Source organism: Desertivirga arenae (assembly GCF_017355785.1).
In the GTDB taxonomy this organism is placed as follows: Bacteria; Bacteroidota; Bacteroidia; order Sphingobacteriales; family Sphingobacteriaceae; genus Desertivirga; species Desertivirga arenae.
The window spans coordinates 37,904-55,778 of record NZ_JAFEWE010000007.1; the positions used below are offsets into that span (position 1 = coordinate 37,904).

Genomic DNA, 17,875 nt, shown 5'->3' on the forward strand with positions numbered 1-17,875 from the left:
TTAATATGGAAAAAATGGTATTAGTAGCGGGTGCTACGGGAAACTTGGGAAGGAGAATATGCAGGGAACCGCTACAAAGAGAGGCCTCTGTCTCTGCTATTGTAAGAAAATCGTCTGACCCAGCGAAAAGAGAAGCGCTTTCTAAATTGGGGGTTAGAGTTCTAGAGATCGATTTGAACAGTACTGAGGAAATTGTGCAGGCTTGTGAAGGCATGGACGTAGTGGTTTCGGCACTGGCAGGCTTAGCTGATGTGATTGTGGATTTGCAAAAAAGGGTTTTAGACGGAGCGCTAAAGGCTGGTGTTCCAAGGTTTATTCCTTCGGATTTTTGTACGGATTACAATGATCTCGTCCCAGGTGAAAACAGGAACTTCGATTTGAGAAGAACTTTTAAAGCTTATCTGGATAGTACTTCCATCAAAGCATCTTCTGTATTCAATGGAGCTTTTGCTGACATACTAAAATATAACACTCCTTTACTGAACTTAAAGGAGAGGAGTATCGGTTACTGGGGAGACAAGGCCGGTTGGAAGTTAGACTTTACTACCATGGACAACACGGCTGCCTTTACTGCAGAGGTGGCCCTTGACGATGATGCTCCAAGAGATTTGCAAATTGCAGGTTTTCAGATCAGTCCTAACATGCTATGGGCTGAAGTGAAGGAAATAACTGGAGAAGAATTTAGCTTACGGCAGATATCAGACATGGCATCTTTTGCAGAACTCATAAAAAAACAAAGAGCAGATAACCCTGCTGGAGAACATGAATTGTATGCAAAATGGCAGCAGAGCCAGTATATGTATTCGATGTTTTCAACTCAGCATCATAACTTGTCTAACAACCGTTACCAAAACTTGGATTGGACCCCATCATTAGCGTTTCTACAATCATTTGTGAAATGACAGGAGTATTGCGGATTAAGATTGTAAATGATATTTGGAACAAAGCAAAATTGATATCCTGAACAAAACGTGCCAGTTGTTGCCTCTCTAACTTTGCTTAAAATGATTTAATTATGAATACAGAAAACAAAGTGTGGCTTGTAACCGGAAGCGGTAATGGCCTTGGCCGCAGCATAACCGAAGCTGCATTAACTGTGGGACATACTGTAATTGCCACGGCAAGGAACATAGGCCAATTAAGCGGCCTTAAAGCTAAATATGCTGATCGGCTACTGGTTGCCGAACTCGACGTTAACAATGAGCAACAGGCAGCCGATGTAGTACAAGTCGCAGTTAGTCAGTTTGGCCGTATAGATGTGCTGGTGAATAACGCAGGCTATGGTGATAACCGTCCGTTTGAACAGGTACCTGCAGATGAGTTTCGAAAACTGGTGGAAACCTGCTTTTTCGGTGTAGTAACGCTTACCCGGGAGGTATTACCCTACATGCGCAAACAGAAAAGCGGTCATATTATACAGATATCTTCTGCAGGTGGCAGGATGGCTACACCTGGCAATGCGGCTTACCATGCCGCCAAATGGGCAGTAGGCGGCTTTACAGAAAGCCTCGCACAGGAAACTGCTGCCTTTGGCGTAAAAGTAACGGCCCTGGAACCCGGTGGGATCCGGACAAACTGGGGAAAAAAGGCTTTTGCCGATCCTATTGATTTACTGCCGGAATACGAATCTACAGTAGGCGCTACGACAAAGTTTCTGGAGAATTACTGGGGTAACGAAAACAGCGATCCCGAAAAAGTGGCACAAATCGTTTTGAAGGTGAGTGAATCTGACCAGCTTCCGCCGCATCTTTTGGTGGGGAGCGACGCCTTTCACCTGGTGAAGGAGAACTCCGATAAAGCCTGGAAGGAAGCTGAGAAATGGAAAGAGCTTACCGCATATGCTGATTTCGCGGGCCAGACGCTTATCCCGGATTTTATGAAAAGCTAAACAAAGCAGCGGTGCGATGCTATAAATTTGAACAATGACGGAAAGGAAGCAAAATACGCATGCAGAAATACTCTTATCATGTGTAGATGAGAAGTATTACAAGACAGAGGTAGTATCGGAATTCCATGTACTGATGAAGGTATTCTCGGGCGAAATGAAAATTGTGCAGGCAGACCGTACCTACACACTAGAGGCAGGGGATATCCTGATGATGCCACGTAACCAGCTATGCTCTGTGATCAAGAAGGGTAAAGTTGGACAACCGTATCGATCGATAGTAGTTATGTTTAAACCTGACCGGCTGGCCGCTTATTATGCGGACAGATCTTTCAAATTGGGGGCATCCGCAAATACTAAACTCAGAACATTTGATCCGCATCCTTTGCTTGAAAGTTATTTTGCTTCCTTACTACCCTATTTTGAACTGAATGAGGACCTTCCTGAAGAGATCATCGCATTGAAAGTTGAGGAAGGTATCAGTATCCTGCGCGCGCTGGACAACGATATTGACACTTTGCTCTCAGATTTTTCAGAACCTGGGAAGATCAATCTGGCAGCATTTATGGAAAAGAACTTCATGTTTAATATGCCGCTCGAGAAGTTCAGCTACCTGACGGGGCGAAGCATCGCTACTTTTAACCGTGATTTCAGGAAAACTTTCCGCACCACGCCTCAAAAATGGCTTACCGAAAAGCGGCTTCAACATGCCCATTACGAATTATCAGTAAAAAACCGAAAGCCGATTGAAGTTTATCTGGAGGCAGGATTTGAAAATATTTCCCACTTCTCTTTCGCTTTCAAAAAACACTTTGGGTATGCACCGACAAAGCTTCCGGCACCCGAAGTGGAAGTTCCAGGCAGACCAGGTAATTAATTCATCAAATACCTGCTACGGTTGCCTGATTCATTAAGGCTCATTTTTGAATTCCCTTGTAGGTTGCCCGGAACAGACCTTTGGGTTGCCGTCCTATGCTAAAACTTAGAAAGAAAGAACATAATTAAGGCTTTCGTAATTCTGTGCTATTCTTCCCGACAAACGGGTTATTTATCCCGTGTAAATCAGCCCACCTTTGAACTATCAAAAACAACAAAAAAAAATATTACCATCATGAGCAAGACAATTTTTATTACAGGAGCATCAAGAGGATTTGGAAAACTTTGGGCAGAAGCCTTATTAAAACGCGGCGATAAGGTAGCTGCTACCTCACGCAACATCAGCGGACTACAGGATCTTAGCGATACATACGGCGACAGCTTTTTACCAATTGCCTTAGACATTACCAACCGTGAAGCAGCCATTGAGGCCGTAAATAAAGCGCATCGTCATTTTGGAAGTCTGGATGTGGTCATTAACAATGCAGGATATGGTGTATTTGGTGCAGTGGAAGAAGCAAGTGAGAATGAAACCAAAGACGTCTTTAATGCCAATGTATTCGGCACATTATGGATTACACAAGCAGCCTTACCCATCTTCCGTGAACAGCGTCATGGACATATTATTCAGTTGTCTAGTGTATTAGGAGTATGGTCATTACCAACATTAGGTATATACAATGCTACCAAATTTGCGGTAGAAGGCTTTAGCGAAGCACTGGCTGCCGAAGTAGCTGGATTTGGCATTAATGTAACGCTTGTAGAGCCTAACGGTTATACGACTGATTTTGGTGGTGCATCAGCTGTGCAGAGCAAAGCTATTGCTGCATATGACACTATCAAAGCCGGCCTGGCTACAGCGGAGGGCCTGCAGCCTGATGACTATGGCAAGCCTGAAGCTACGGTACCTGCCATTCTAAAATTGATTGATGCAGAAAATCCGCCCTTACGTCTTTTCTTAGGCAAAATTGGTTACAGTAAAACAAAACGTGTATACCAGGAAAAACTGGACACCTGGAAAGCATGGGAAGATGTTGCTGTAGCTGCACATGGTTGATTGCCTTGAAATTCTTCACGGTCTACCTTAACCGTCACCCTCGTATCTAACTTAGTTTATTACTGTTAATATCTATATATATCATGAAAACTATCACAGTACCTGCCAAAGAGCAGCTAAGCACCGATTCGCAGACAATTTTTGACCAGATACAGAAAAAATTGGGGAAAGTTCCTAACCTGTACCGAACTATCGGCTATTCTGCCCCGGCGTTGAAAGGCATGCTGGATTACGAAGCAACTCTAACAAGCAGCAGCATTTTTACAGCTAAGGAGCGTGAGGCCATTAATCTAGTCGTTTCGCAGGTAAATGCTTGTAATTATTGTCTCGCTGCTCATACCGCCATTGCTCAAATGAAAGGCTTCACCAAGGAAGAAACCATTCAGATCAGGAAAGGCATTTCGAAAGACATAAAATTGGATGCGATTATCCTCTTGGCGAAATCAATTGCAGAGAATAAAGGCCAAGCAGATGTTACGCTTACCGACAATTTTTTTGCTGCAGGTTATGATGAGCCCGCCTTAATCGAGCTGATCGGACTGATCACTTTGAGAACATTTACTAATTATGTTTACGCTGCAACTGAAATTCCGATCGATTTTCCTGCAGCAGATCCAATCGATTAAGAACGGGTTACTCTTAAGTTTATTGACAACAGCATAAGTGCTCAGAGGTGCTTATGCTGTTTTTTTTGCCAAAAATCAGACTATTTCCAATTTTGCTGTACGGCATTAAGGAAGTTTTTATAAGTAAATCCTGACTTCTTTCATCGAGCTTTCTCTCAGAAACCAATGCTATTGAATTTGAAAAAGAAAGTTTTATATTTGTTATAAGTACTGATTTTAAACCAAAATTCAATATCTCTTTTTAAGGGGCATTTTATATAATTCTTTCTTTAACAAAGAAGTGAGATAGTAAATAAGTTGTGATCTTGTAGAAATGAGTGATTATAATCGTGTGTCTGATTCTTCTTTGCTAAGCTGTATTGCAATCGATGATCATCGTGCATTTGAGGAGATTTATAGGAGATATTGGAAGAAGATGCTTAAGATATCCTGGAATCACACTAAAGATACTGATGCTTCGAAAGATATCGTTCACGAAGTATTTCTATCATTATGGCAAAGAAGAGCAAGTCTTGAAATCAAAGACCTGCCAGCTTTTCTCGCCACGTCTGTCAAATTCTCTGTCTTTAAGCATTATCAGAGGGAGCAGAGACGTTCTGCTCTTGCCCGGGAAAACTACCAGCCAGAAACCCTAACCCAGGATGAAAGTAAGCTTGACGCCCTTTTTCTCGAGGAATTTATCAATGGAATTGTAGAGCAATTGCCCGAACGATGCCAGCTGGTATTTAAGTACAGTCGTATTTACGGGATGAAAAATTCTGAAATTGCAGAAAAATTATCGATTTCTGAAAAAGGAGTAGAAGCCAATCTCACCAGGGCATTAAAGATCATCAGACATGAGTTGAAAAATGCCGGGCTTCTCGGCCTGGCCATTTATTATATCTCAGACCTTTTTAACTAGCCTTTCATTTAAATCCTAAATTTAATGTTGAGCAATTTGTAACCATATTTGGCCTGGCTGCAATATTTTATTTTTTAGCTTATAAGATGGTCTAACCCACAATTGATTTCTTATAAAAGAGGCCAAGCCATGTATTCTATTAAAAAAAATATCTTTTGATGTAGGGTAAGGGCCGAGGTGTAGTACAAGGTAGTATAAAACAACCAGTAGGCTTAAAGAGAATAATCAATTAATCTGGCGGTGACAAAGCTTCACTACCATAAATATAAACCACTTGAAGATTGATTTCATTAATAGTTTAATTGAGAAATACAAGAATAGAACGGCTACAAAGGAAGAGAGGGATACCTTGCTTGACTGGTACCGGAAGACTGCGGAACAGGATGCTGAATTTCCGGAAGAGGAGGAGATTGTTCAAACAGCCATTTGGGAACGCCTTAAAAAGGATATTGGCGTTCAGGAGAAAAAGAGAGTGGTTTTATGGCCAAGATTAGCAGCAGCTGCAGCAATAGTAGTAGCCTTAACAGCAGGATTGTTATTTAAGCAGGGGTTGTTTGGTGGGAAAGATAAGGCTGCAAATACGGCGGTGCTGCAGGAGATCGGGCCCGGGGGTAATAAAGCTGTTCTGATTCTTGCCGACGGCTCAAGAATTTCTTTAAATGATGTTAAAAACGGAGAAATAGCCGATCAGGGTTCAATTAAGATCAGGAAGACGGCAGATGGACAACTAATCTATATAGTGGAAGACCAAAAGCAAGGATCATCCGCACAGCTTGCATACAATACTATTGAAACTCCACGGGGCGGACAGTATCAGCTGCAATTACCAGATGGATCAAAGGTTTGGTTGAACGCTGCTTCTTCGTTAAGATTCCCGGTTAATTTTTCCTCTTCAAATGAACGTCGTGTTGCTTTAAATGGTGAAGCTTATTTTGAAGTTGCTAAAGATAAGTTACATCCTTTTAAAGTGAATACTGATCAGCAGGAGGTCGAAGTTCTTGGTACTCATTTTAATATTAATAGTTTCAGGGATGAAGGTGGTATTAAAACAACCCTGCTTGAAGGATCTGTAAAAGTTTTATCGGGCAGTAAGTCGGCAACTTTAGTGCCGGGTCAGCAGGCTGAAGTAGCAGGAAACATCACGGTTAAGAACGTCAATACAGAGGATGCAATGGCTTGGCGGAACGGCTATTTCAGGTTCGATGATGAATCGCTGGAGAATATAATGAAAAAGATTTCCAGGTGGTACGATGTGGATGTAGTTTATATCGATGAAGGGGTAAAAGACGAACAATTTGCAGCTGTTGCTAAGCGTACCTCCAACGCTTCTGCTTTGTTGAAAATGATGGAGCAGACCGGGAATGTAAGGTTTGAAATAAAAGGCTCCCAGATCCTGGTCAGGAAAAGGTAGTTTGTAGGGAAAGTAATTTTATGTATTCAATTATAACCAATTAAAACTTAGGCATTATATGATAGAAAATTCTAGCTAAAAACCTGACAGGTTCTTCCGGAAAGCAAATCAGGAACACGGCAATGTTCCTGATTCTAAGGCTGATCGAACCTCAAATGAATTAGACGATACCATTTCAGAATTCTAAAACAACCTTAACAAATGTATAAATTTTTTACTAGAAACATTTGTACGCCTTTCGGCTACGTCAAGAAATTCCTGCTCATAATGAAGATTTCATTTTTCCTGGTTCTATTGGCCTTTATGCAGGCAAGCGGGTCAGTCCTTGCCCAGAAAATTACATACAAGGAAAGTGAGGTGTCTCTTAAAGAGATCTTTAACGTTATTAACCGGCAAACAGAATACAATATCTTTTGGTCGCCGAAAAACATTAATAATAAGCCTCGGATAACGGTAAATTTTAAGGAAGCTTCCATAGAGGAGGTCTTAAGGATCTGCCTTAAGAACCTTCCCTTAACCTATGCGATAGAGGGGAAGAATATTATCATAAAGGAAGACAAAGTAGCAGCGGCAACCGAAGAAAGAAGAGACATCGAAGTTAGCGGTACAGTAAGAGATGAAAAAGGGGAAACCCTGCCCGGAGTTAGTGTTAAAGTTAAAGGTACCACTATCGTGAAACTTACCGACGCAGGCGGAAAGTTCTCGATAACAGTTCCAGGGCCCGAATCAGTACTGGAAATAACTTTTGTAGGTTTTGTGAAGCAGGAATTACCGGTTAAAGACAGGAAAATATTCGACATTGTATTAAAAGAGCAGGTTAATACATTGGAAGAAGTTGCTGTTGTGGCATTCGGAACCCAAAAGAAATCGAGTATGGTAAGCTCAATTGAAACCATTAACCCTAAAGAGTTAAAAGTACCATCCAGTAATTTAACTACAGCACTGGCTGGTAGATTATCCGGAGTTATTGCTTACCAGAGAAGCGGAGAACCTGGAAGGGACAACGCGGATTTTTTCATTCGTGGTGTTACCACTTTTGGTTATAAAAAAGATCCCTTGATCCTGATTGATGGAATTGAAACTTCCAGCACAGAATTAGCGCGGTTACAACCCGACGATATCGCTGCATTTTCAATTCTGAAAGATGCCACTGCCACTTCCTTATATGGGGCGCGGGGAGCGAATGGTGTTATTCAGGTAACAACGAAGCAGGGTGCGGTTGGTGCGGCGCAGGTATCAGTTAGGTTTGAGAATTCTTTTTCCTCTAATACTAGAAATCTGCAGCTGGCCGATCCGGTTACCTACATGACAATGGCTAATGATGCGGTCTTAACCCGTGATCCTTTGTCGCCACCCCTATATTCCCAGGAAAAAATAGCGAAGACCGTTCCTGGAGCAGACCCTTATTTATACCCTCAAAATGATTGGAGAAGCTTATTAATGAAGGACGTGGTGAGTAACCAGAGACTTAACTTCAATATAAGCGGCGGAGGAGACGTAGCCCGGTATTACATTGCTGGTACGGCCAACCAGGATAATGGGAATCTAAAGGTGGCGAAGATCAATAATTTCAACAATAACATCAACCTTAAATCCTATCAGCTTAGAAGTAACGTTAATATTAACCTTTCAAAAACTACCGAAGCGATTGTTCGCCTCTCAGGAAGTTTCGACGATTATCGTGGCCCACTTGATGGTGGAGAAGAGATGTACAAGAGGATAATGAGGACGAACCCAGTGCTTTTCCCGGCGTACTATCCCGCAAGCTTTATGCCTAAAACAAAACATATTCTGTTTGGAAATGCCAGGAGGGAGGATGCGACTCAGGGCGCAAGTTATATTAATCCCTATGCAGATATGGTTCGAGGATACAGGGATGGGGCTAAATCGCTAATGTATGCCCAGTTCGAGATGAAGCAGGATCTAAAGGCTATTGCTCCGGGACTTACAGCACGTGGTATGTTCAATACTTCCAGGTACTCTTATTTTGATGTCTCACGTTTTTATAAGCCATTCTACTATAACGCGGGTTATTATGATGAAGCTTCAGGTACTTACCCTTTAAGCTTGCTGAATCCTAACGATGGCGCTGATTACCTGGATTATAATGAAGGAGCCAAAGACGTTAGTTCAACCTTGTATATGGAAGCGTCAGTTGCCTATAACCGGCAACTTAACAAAGTTCATGATATAAGCGGAATGCTGGTTTATCAGCGCCGGCAGCAGTTGTTTGCTAATCAGGGTACCTTACAAAAATCTTTACCTTATCGCAACCAGGGCGTTTCCGGACGTTTTACTTATGGCTATAACAGTCGTTACTTGCTGGAGGCAAACTTTGGTTATAACGGTTCTGAACGTTTTTATAAATCCAAGCGATATGGCTTCTTTCCTGCGGTTGGAGCGGGCTGGGTAGTATCAAACGAGAAGTTTTGGAATGGCTTAAAGAACGTACTTACCAACTTTAAGATCCGGGGAACTTATGGGCTGGTAGGAAATGATGCGATAGGAAATGAGAACGATAGGTTCTTCTACCTCTCAGATGTTAACATGAACGACGGCGGGAAGTCCTATTCATTCGGCGAAAACAATACTGAAGGAAAAAATGGAATAACCATTAACAGGTATGAAAATCAGGATATCTCCTGGGAAATAGCAACCAAAACAAATCTGGGAGTAGAGCTCGGATTATTCAAGGATATAAATATCCAGGCAGACTATTTCACGGAGCACCGAAGAAATATCCTGATGGATCGCAACATACCTTTAAACGTAGGTCTGGCTGCAACTGTAAGGGCAAATGTAGGTGAAGCAAAGGCAAACGGTATTGATATGTCTTTAGATTATAACAAAAGCTTATCACGAAATGCATGGATACAGGCCCGTGGAAACTTTACTTATGCGCACAGTGAGATCCTTAAATTCGAAGAACCATCATACAACGAACGATACTTATCCCGGATTGGAACTACATTGAATCAGGTATATGGTTTGATTGCTGAACGTCTCTTTGTGGATGAGTACGACGTCAGCAACTCGCCGCTGCAAAGCTATGGCAAGTATGGAGCCGGGGACATCAAATATCGTGATGTTAACAACGACGGACAGATCACCGATCTGGATAAGGTACCTATTGGCCATCCTACAGTCCCTGAGATAGTTTACGGTTTCGGATTTTCTTATGGATACAAAAATCTCGACTTCTCTGCATTTTTTCAGGGATCGGCCAGATCTTCTTTCTGGATAGATGCTTCAAATACTTCGCCTTTTCAAAATAATATTCCCCTTCTGGCTGCATATGCGCAGGATCACTGGTCGGAAGAGAACAGGGATTTGTATGCAATGTGGCCGCGCTTTAGTCCCGACTACAGCAATAATAACTTCCAGAACTATTCTACCTGGTTTATGCGTAACGGAGCTTTTTTACGGATGAAGACTGTAGAACTGGGTTATAAGTTACCGAAGAAGCTTCTGAACAATTGGAAGATTTCCTCAGCCCGGATCTATGCTACCGGAAATAACTTATTCCTTCTGAGTGGCTTCAATTTATGGGACATTGAAATGGGAGGAAATGGCCTCGGCTATCCTGTACAGAAAGTAGTTAACCTGGGCGTTCAACTTAGATTTTAATGAATTTTACGATGAGACTAAAGAGAATATATATTATCCTCCTGTTATTTAGCTGTGCCTGTTTGCAGGCTTGTAAGGATTATCTGGACCTTGTTCCAGACAACGTGCCGACCCTGGAAAATGCTTTCCGCAACCGTATTGAAGCAGAAAAATATCTGTACACCTGTTACTCTTATCTGCCCTCCCATCACACGGCCAACGGAAATGTGGGACTACTGGGTGCAGACGAATTTTGGACACCTACATTTTCCACTTATGATCCCTGGCAGATTGCAAAGGGGTTTCAAAATGTAAACGATCCCTATATGAATTTTTGGGAGGGAACAAGAGGTGCTAGTGCTTTATATAAGGGCATCAGGGATTGTAATATATTCCTTGAAAATGTGAGCAACCGGGAAAATGTGATCGACCTTAACGAGGCTATGAGAAGAAGATGGCTGGGGGAAGTAATGTTCCTTAAGGCTTACTATCACTTCTACCTTTTTAGAATGTATGGGCCGATCGTTATTGCCGACAATAATTTGGCAATAACAGCTCCTCGCGATGATTTCAAGCAAAAACGTGCACCTGTTGACTCGGTAGTGAATTATATCTCAAGGCTGTTGGATAGTGCGGCTGTTAATCTGCCGGGCGAGATAACAGACAGAACAACCGAATTGGGGCGGGTCACCCGGCCGGCAGCATTAAGCCTGAAGGCGAAAGTGTTGGTTACGGCTGCAAGTCCCCTTTTCAATGGAAATCCTGATTATGTGAACTTTAGGGATAAGGATGGAACGCATCTTTTTAACCCTGCGTATAGTGCAGCGAAATGGGAGCTGGCAGCTGAAGCCTGTAAAGAAGCTATAGAGATGTGTGAGGAAAATGGTGCCCGCCTGTATTCCTTTGCCACTTTCTATAATTTGAATGATACAACAAAACGTCAGATGAGTATCAGGAACAGTGTTTCTGAAAGATGGAACAGTGAATTGATCTGGGGTTTATCCGGAAGGCAGGTTTCAGATCTGCAGGGCGACCTGTTGGCGCGGATCGACCAAAGATACCCCACAAATATCTGGGGACCAAGAGAGCGTCTTACACCTACGCTCGAGATCGCGAATCTCTTTTATTCTGACAGGGGCATTCCTATCAATGAGGATCCTAACTGGAAATACTCAACAAGGTATTCCATTGCCACAGCAAGCCGCAAGGATAGGTTCAATATCATCGAGGGTTACGAAACTGCCCGGTTTAACTTTGACCGGGAGCCCAGGTATTATGCAAATATTGCTTTTGACGGCGGGATCTGGTATATGGAGAATGGTAATGGAGACAAGTCGGATGTTAACACCTTTACCGTTAGAGCCAAGAAAGGTCAGGCCCAGGCTCAGGTAGGGGCTTACAATTACTCGGTTACCGGCCTCTGGGCCAAGAAGCTTGTTAACTGGAAGCTTGTCGTTACAGAATCAAGTTACCGGACAGAGACCTTTCCATGGCCTGAAATCCGTCTGGCCGATCTTTACCTTCTTTACGCAGAGGCATTGAATGAAGCAGGCAGGGGCGACGAAGCCATTCTCTGGATCGATAAAGTAAGGGAAAGGGCCGGTCTCCAAGGAGTTAAATATTCCTGGAGCAACTATTCAACCAATAAAAATAAGTTCGCTTCTAAAGCCGGTCTCAGGGATATCATTCAACAGGAAAGAGGTATTGAGCTTGCTTTCGAGGGGCATCGCTTCTGGGATTTGCGTAGGTGGAAGATTGCCGACCGGGTACTAAACCAGGGCATTCATGGCTGGAATATAGACCAGGAAGGCGCAGTAGGGTATTACCGTCCCCGCTTATTGTTCACTCAGCAATTTGTTGCTCCCAGAGACTACTTATGGCCACTCAGACAGCTCGATCTGAGTATAAATACTAATCTCGTTCAAAACCCAGGCTGGTAGTAATCTAAAGAAATTTTAAAATGAGAACTAAGAATTTAATCATACTATTCTTTGCGCTTGCGCTTACCTTTTTTGCCTGCAAGGAAGATCAGATGGAGCCTATCGAAGGCGACAGTAGTGCTCCTGGCGCTCTAACAAATCCCAAAGTGGAAAATTTGCCAGGTGGAGCAAAGATCACCTATACACTTCCACCGGATCCTGACCTATTATATGCCGAGGCCGTTTATCTCGATGCTAAAGGTACACCTGTAAAGTTTAAGTCGTCTTACTATACAAATAACATTATTGTAGAGGGCTTTGCCGACTCGCTGGAGCACCAAGTGGAAATCTACGCTGTCGATAGAAGTGGAAATCGTTCAAATGCAACCAGGGTGGCAGTGCAGCCAAAAACGCCTCCCTATATGGCAGCATTGAGATCTATTGAAGTGAAACCTGATTTCGGTGGTATCAGTGTAAGCTTTGTTAATGAAACAAAGGCGCAATTGGCAATAGAAGTGCTTACACCGGATTCTTCAGGTACCCTTAAAACTGCTTATACTTTTTATACCCAAAGAGACCGTGCAAGTTTTTCAGTGAGGGGTTTCGCTTCAGAGCCGCGTAAATTTCTAGTGCAGGTGTCTGACAAATGGAAACACCGTTCAGATACGAAGGAGACACAACTAACTCCCATATATGAGCAAATGCTTGACAAAAGCAAGTTTAGGGAAGTTAAACTCCCAGGAGATGCAAGAACTGATGCATGGGGAGGAAAAATGCAGAATATTTGGGATGGTAAAGCTTTGGGTGACGTAGATAATTCAGCAGCACACACTGGTAATACAGGTACCGGGGTTCCTATGTACTTCACTTTTGACCTGGGAGTAGAAGCTAAATTAAGCCGGTTCAATCTGAAGATGGTTCAGGATGATAAGCACTGGTTCAACGATGTTAGTCCCAAAAAGTATGAGGTGTGGGGTACACTGAATCCTAACCCTGATGGCAGCTTTAACGGCTGGACAAAATTGGCATCCATTGAAAATAAAAAGCCCTCCGGTTTACCGGTAGGAATGATAACAGAAGATGACCGGATTGCTGGCAGAATAGGAGATGAAGTAGTATTTGCTTCTGACCTTCCTAAAGTCAGATACATCCGGCTGCGTTGCCTTGACAACTGGTCGGGAAATACCAATATGGTGATGACCGAATTAACCTTCTGGGGAAATGACAAATAGTACAATTAATTCTTTAAAATTTGATTAAAATGAAGTACTCCAAATATAAATTACTGATAGTACTATCACTGATCTTTTCAGGCTTAGTATCCTGTTCAAAGATGGATGATTACCTGAAATATACAGACGGCAAGGACAAGTTGTATACAGGTAAGCTCGACTCTGTTAAGATACGTTCAGGGCGGGAAAGAGTAGTGGTAACCGGCTTACTGACTTCTGATCCTAAGGTCAGCCGTTTAAAGATCGCGTATAATTCTTCAAAAGATTCTGTGGTAATGAATATATACAGAAGTGCAGGTGTGGATACTATAAAGGTGCCTATAGCATTAGCTGAAGGGACACATAGTTTTGAAATTACCACTTACGATAATCAGGGAAATTCTTCAGTAACTGTCAGAACAACAGGTAGATCGTATGGCAATGTTTATCAGCAGACGCTTTTTAACAGGGCAGTTAAGCATATTGAGAAAACCGGAGGTGATATTGCTATAGACTTTTATTCTGCTGACATCAATTCTCCCTTCTCTCGATTAACCTATACAGATATTAATAATCAGGTTCGTAATATTAAAGTTTCGAACGACGATACGAGAGTTACCCTAAAGGATTTTAAGAGCCTGACAGAGGTTAAGCTACAATCCCTCTTTTTACCTGATAGTATCGCAATTGATACTTTTTACGCAGAACCCCAGTTCTTCCGGGTATCGGAGGACGTAACATCCATCTATCTCAAGAATGCAGGAAACCCATTCCAAAGAGCAGGCAATGGAAGTGGAAAATGGGATATGCCTAAAGATTGGTTGTATAACAGTAACGTCCTGAACCAGGATGGCAGCCGGCTTGGTGGATGGTCATGGGATAATAACGGCGTTATTCATTTTGAATCTAAAGATTGGGGAGGGGATGGAGTGAATAACGGTAAACTGTACCAAACATTTACCCTTCCTGCAGGAAAATATGCCTTCGAAGTTAATAAAGATGCTGGCGGTGGTTCTATAAACGCGAATTTCGTGGTATCAAAAGGGGCAGTGATTCCGGATATAGATAAATTGAACGATCAAACTGTTGTGTTGGGCAAATATCACTGGGATGAAAATAATACGGGAGGGAATCCAACTGTGCAGATCATTCTGAATGAACCTACCCAGATAGCGGCAGGATTTGTAGTAAGCACAGGATCCTATACCTGGCTGCGCATTAAGGGACTAAAACTCCGATTGGTGGTGGATTAACCTATTTAGATTAACTCTTAAGTAATCAGGCTTTTATTAATTTTTCACTGGCTGCATTGATACTAAAATCAGTGCGGCCTCTATAAACACGCACTTATATGATCAAAAAACACACAAACCTATTAACGTTCTTTTATCTCACCTGGGCTATTATTACTTCAGCTAGCCTGTTTTCCTCATTAAAGGCCCAGAATAGGGTTTCCCTGGGAAGTGACGCAGGCTTGATATGGAAGGTAAAACCACAAGCAGTAGCCGGAAATGAGGTAAATAGTTTTTTCGAAACAGCAGCACAGCAAAATGGCTGGGTGAAAGCTACGATCCCGGGAACAGCTTATGCTGCTTATGTTGATCAGGGATTGGAGAAGGACCCTAACTTCGGTGATAATATTTGGAATGCTGACAAAGCAAAGTTCGACCAGCAGTTCTGGTATATCACCACCTTTAAGGTCCCTGCATCTTTTAACAAGGAAAAGATCTGGCTGAACTTTAATGGAGTGAACAGGAAGGCAAATGTCTACCTGAATGGCCAGAAAATGGGAACAGTAGAGAACTTTATGGATAAGAAAAAGTTCGACATCACTAAGGTTGTTTCAAAAAATGGAGATAATAGATTAGCTGTATTGGTAGACATTCCACGAAAACCAATGGCTAATTATGCAAGTCCTACTTACGTTTCAAGTGCTGGCTGGGACTGGATGCCTTATGTTCCAGGCTTAAATTCGGGAATTACTGATAAGGTATTTCTAACTAATTCAGGAAGTCTCAGTATTGAAAATCCCTGGATTCAAACAAAGCTTCCTACCAATGCCCGTGCAGATCTCATCGTTTCTTTTGATATCAAAAATACAACAGGGGAGAACCGTACAGCTTATGTTAAAGGCCTGATCACTCCTGGTAATATTGAGTTTACCCAAAAGATAGCAGTAGAAGCGGATGTACCGGCAACGGTAAAACTGGATAAGAAGCAGCTATCGCAGCTTGTGATCCACAGTCCCAAGCTATGGTGGCCTAATGGCTACGGCGACCCGAATCTTTACACCTGTAAATTGACCCTCCTCGACGGGAACCAGGAGTCAGACCAGGCAACGGTGAAATTCGGCGTTAAGCAATACAGTTATGATACGGTTGGCAATGTCTTACATATTTCGATAAACGGAAAAAGGGTTTTTGTGAAGGGAGGAAATTGGGGGATGTCTGAATATATGCTTAGGTGCCGGGGGGAGGAGTATGATACCAAGGTTCGTTTACATAAAGAAATGAACTTTAATATGATCAGGAATTGGATAGGCTCTACTACTGATGAAGAATTCTATGAAGCATGTGATAAATATGGAATTATGGTTTGGGATGACTTCTGGATCAATTCTAATCCCAACTTACCACGTGATCTTGGCGAGTTCAATAATGCTGTTATCGAAAAAATAAAGCGCTTTAGAAATCACCCTTCAATAGCCGTTTGGTGTGGAGATAATGAAGGCTGGCCAGAGGCACCATTAAATAATTGGATCAAGGAAGATATCAGGAATTTTGACGGCAACGAACGATATTACCAGGCGAACTCGCATGATGATAATTTATCTGGCAGCGGCCCCTGGGCAAATAAGGATCCCCGCTATTATTTCACGCCCTTTCCCACCGGTTTAGGTGGAAGAGATGGCTGGGGATTCAGGTCTGAGATAGGAACTGCTGTGTTTACGAACGTAGAGAGCTTCAGGAAATTTATGCCCAAAGAGAACCTGTGGCCCAGGAACAGCATGTGGGAGAAGCACTTTTTTGGCCAATGGGCTTTTAATGCCGGAGCAGATAAGTATGAGTCGGATATTAATACCAGGTACGGCAAGGCTAATACTATTGAAGATTTTTGTCGCAAGGCCCAGCTCTTGAACCTTGAAACAAATAAGGCAATGTATGAAGGTTGGCTGGATCATATATGGGAAGACGCTTCAGGAGTGATGACCTGGATGAGCAACGCTTCTCTTCCGTCCCTTATCTGGCAGACCTATGATTATTACTACGATTTGACAGGAGCGTATTTTGGAATAAGAACTGCCTGCGAACCCCTGCATATTCAGTGGAACCCTGTTTCAAATGCGATCAAGGTAGTAAATACTACAGCAAGTGATGCTTCTGATCTGGTAGCTGAAGCCAACGTATTCAACCTTGATGGAAAACTGGTAAAAAGATACAGTTCATCTGCAAGGATCACAGCCCCTTCAAATAGTGCTGTAGAAGCGTTTGCTTTGGGCTTAAATCCAGAAAAAATTAACCTGGCGCTGAACAAACCAGTACTGGCATCGTCCACAGATAATGGACAGCCTGCTTTAGTTACAGATGGAAAGGATGATACAAGGTGGGCGAGTAAATCAACTGATAACGAATGGATCTATGTCGACTTAGGGAAAGAGGAAGTAGTTAGTGGTGTTAGTTTGAATTGGGAGGATGGGTATGCAAAATCTTATAAGATCCAAGTATCAAATGATGCAGTGAAATGGAGGGATGTGTATTCGACCGATAAAGGCAGAATTGGTGTTCAGGAGGCTTTCTTCCCAGAAGAGGCGACTGCAAGGTATGTACGTATGTTAGGCGTAGAACGCGGCTCCTGGTGGGGGTATTCACTGTGGGATTTCAAGGTGTATGCCGGCAATGTGAAAGAAAAAGATGTCGATCCGGTACATTTTATTAAACTGCAACTAAAGGATAAGGCTGGAAAAGTTGTTTCTGATAACTTTTATTGGAGAGGAAGTAAGCGGAAGGATTTTACTGCCCTAAACCAGCTGCAGGAAGTTAAGCTTAAGATCAACTCTACCACCCGGAAAGAAAACGGTAAATATATTATCAATGCCCAGGTTACCAACCCATCCTCTTCTCCATCGGTGGCTTTCGCCATTCGCGTACAAGCGGTAAAAGCGAAGTCTGGTGAGCAGATCCTTCCTGCTATCATTAGCGATAGTTATTTCTCGCTGGTGAAAGGTGAGAGTAAAAAAGTTCGTATTGAGTTTGATGAGGACGCCCTGGGTAATGATACCCCTGAATTAAAAATAGAACCTTTTAACAATACAAAGTAAATGACAAAATGCATAGAGATACATGTATTTGTATTTCTATGCTCTTTCGCATTCAAGTTAATCTT

Annotated in this window: 12 protein-coding genes; all 12 read left to right on the top strand. The window is 42.5% G+C overall.

Annotated features, from left to right (window positions below; genetic code table 11):
- Positions 1–5: 5 nt before the first annotated feature.
- The 12 genes from J4N24_RS14960 to J4N24_RS15015 all read left to right on the top strand — a co-directional run bounded on the left by J4N24_RS14960 (position 6) and on the right by J4N24_RS15015 (position 17,810).
- Positions 6–902 carry an NmrA family NAD(P)-binding protein gene (locus J4N24_RS14960; RefSeq protein ID WP_207534512.1) on the top strand — a complete coding sequence of 299 codons (897 nt, stop codon included), beginning with the start codon at positions 6–8 and terminating at the stop codon, positions 900–902.
- Between the two features lie 113 nt (positions 903–1,015).
- Entirely contained in the window at positions 1,016–1,888 is an 873-nt protein-coding gene (locus J4N24_RS14965; RefSeq protein WP_207534513.1) for an SDR family NAD(P)-dependent oxidoreductase, read from the top strand.
- A 34-nt stretch (positions 1,889–1,922) separates the two neighbouring features.
- Entirely contained in the window at positions 1,923–2,762 is an 840-nt protein-coding gene (locus J4N24_RS14970) for an AraC family transcriptional regulator (protein ID WP_207534514.1), read from the top strand.
- A 234-nt stretch (positions 2,763–2,996) separates the two neighbouring features.
- Positions 2,997–3,818, top strand: coding sequence for an SDR family NAD(P)-dependent oxidoreductase (locus J4N24_RS14975; RefSeq protein ID WP_207534515.1), 822 nt, complete (start codon positions 2,997–2,999; stop codon positions 3,816–3,818).
- Positions 3,819–3,901: 83 nt separating this feature from the next.
- Positions 3,902–4,444: a carboxymuconolactone decarboxylase family protein gene (locus tag J4N24_RS14980; protein ID WP_207534516.1), complete on the top strand. Its 543-nt coding sequence runs from the start codon at positions 3,902–3,904 to the stop codon at positions 4,442–4,444.
- A 313-nt stretch (positions 4,445–4,757) separates the two neighbouring features.
- On the top strand, positions 4,758–5,345 hold the full coding sequence (locus J4N24_RS14985; RefSeq protein ID WP_207534517.1) for an RNA polymerase sigma-70 factor: 588 nt from the start codon (positions 4,758–4,760) through the stop codon (positions 5,343–5,345).
- 274 nt (positions 5,346–5,619) lie between these two features.
- Entirely contained in the window at positions 5,620–6,756 is a 1,137-nt protein-coding gene (locus J4N24_RS14990) for a FecR family protein (RefSeq protein WP_207534518.1), read from the top strand.
- A 267-nt stretch (positions 6,757–7,023) separates the two neighbouring features.
- Positions 7,024–10,383, top strand: a complete 3,360-nt coding sequence (locus J4N24_RS14995) for a TonB-dependent receptor (protein ID WP_242691642.1) — start codon at positions 7,024–7,026, stop codon at positions 10,381–10,383.
- 11 nt (positions 10,384–10,394) lie between these two features.
- Positions 10,395–12,302, top strand: a complete 1,908-nt coding sequence (locus tag J4N24_RS15000; protein WP_207534520.1) for a RagB/SusD family nutrient uptake outer membrane protein — start codon at positions 10,395–10,397, stop codon at positions 12,300–12,302.
- A 20-nt stretch (positions 12,303–12,322) separates the two neighbouring features.
- Positions 12,323–13,513, top strand: coding sequence for a DUF5000 domain-containing lipoprotein (locus J4N24_RS15005; RefSeq protein ID WP_207534521.1), 1,191 nt, complete (start codon positions 12,323–12,325; stop codon positions 13,511–13,513).
- 29 nt (positions 13,514–13,542) lie between these two features.
- Complete coding sequence (locus J4N24_RS15010) at positions 13,543–14,745, top strand: DUF4998 domain-containing protein (protein WP_207534522.1); 1,203 nt, start codon at positions 13,543–13,545, stop codon at positions 14,743–14,745.
- Positions 14,746–14,843: 98 nt separating this feature from the next.
- Complete coding sequence (locus J4N24_RS15015) at positions 14,844–17,810, top strand: discoidin domain-containing protein (protein WP_207534523.1); 2,967 nt, start codon at positions 14,844–14,846, stop codon at positions 17,808–17,810.
- The last annotated feature ends 65 nt before the right edge of the window (positions 17,811–17,875 follow it).

Excerpts from the sequence above, each read along its gene's own strand:
- J4N24_RS15005 (WP_207534521.1), top strand. The coding sequence starts at position 12,323 with ATGAGAACTAAGAATTTAATCATACTATTCTTTGCGCTTGCGCTTACC.
- J4N24_RS14965 (WP_207534513.1), top strand. The coding sequence starts at position 1,016 with ATGAATACAGAAAACAAAGTGTGGCTTGTAACCGGAAGCGGTAATGGC.
- J4N24_RS15010 (WP_207534522.1), top strand. The coding sequence starts at position 13,543 with ATGAAGTACTCCAAATATAAATTACTGATAGTACTATCACTGATCTTT.
- J4N24_RS14995 (WP_242691642.1), top strand. The coding sequence starts at position 7,024 with ATGAAGATTTCATTTTTCCTGGTTCTATTGGCCTTTATGCAGGCAAGC.
- J4N24_RS14980 (WP_207534516.1), top strand. The coding sequence starts at position 3,902 with ATGAAAACTATCACAGTACCTGCCAAAGAGCAGCTAAGCACCGATTCG.
- J4N24_RS15000 (WP_207534520.1), top strand. The coding sequence starts at position 10,395 with ATGAGACTAAAGAGAATATATATTATCCTCCTGTTATTTAGCTGTGCC.
- J4N24_RS14960 (WP_207534512.1), top strand. The coding sequence starts at position 6 with ATGGAAAAAATGGTATTAGTAGCGGGTGCTACGGGAAACTTGGGAAGG.
- J4N24_RS14985 (WP_207534517.1), top strand. The coding sequence starts at position 4,758 with ATGAGTGATTATAATCGTGTGTCTGATTCTTCTTTGCTAAGCTGTATT.
- J4N24_RS14975 (WP_207534515.1), top strand. The coding sequence starts at position 2,997 with ATGAGCAAGACAATTTTTATTACAGGAGCATCAAGAGGATTTGGAAAA.
- J4N24_RS15015 (WP_207534523.1), top strand. The coding sequence starts at position 14,844 with ATGATCAAAAAACACACAAACCTATTAACGTTCTTTTATCTCACCTGG.
- J4N24_RS14970 (WP_207534514.1), top strand. The coding sequence starts at position 1,923 with ATGACGGAAAGGAAGCAAAATACGCATGCAGAAATACTCTTATCATGT.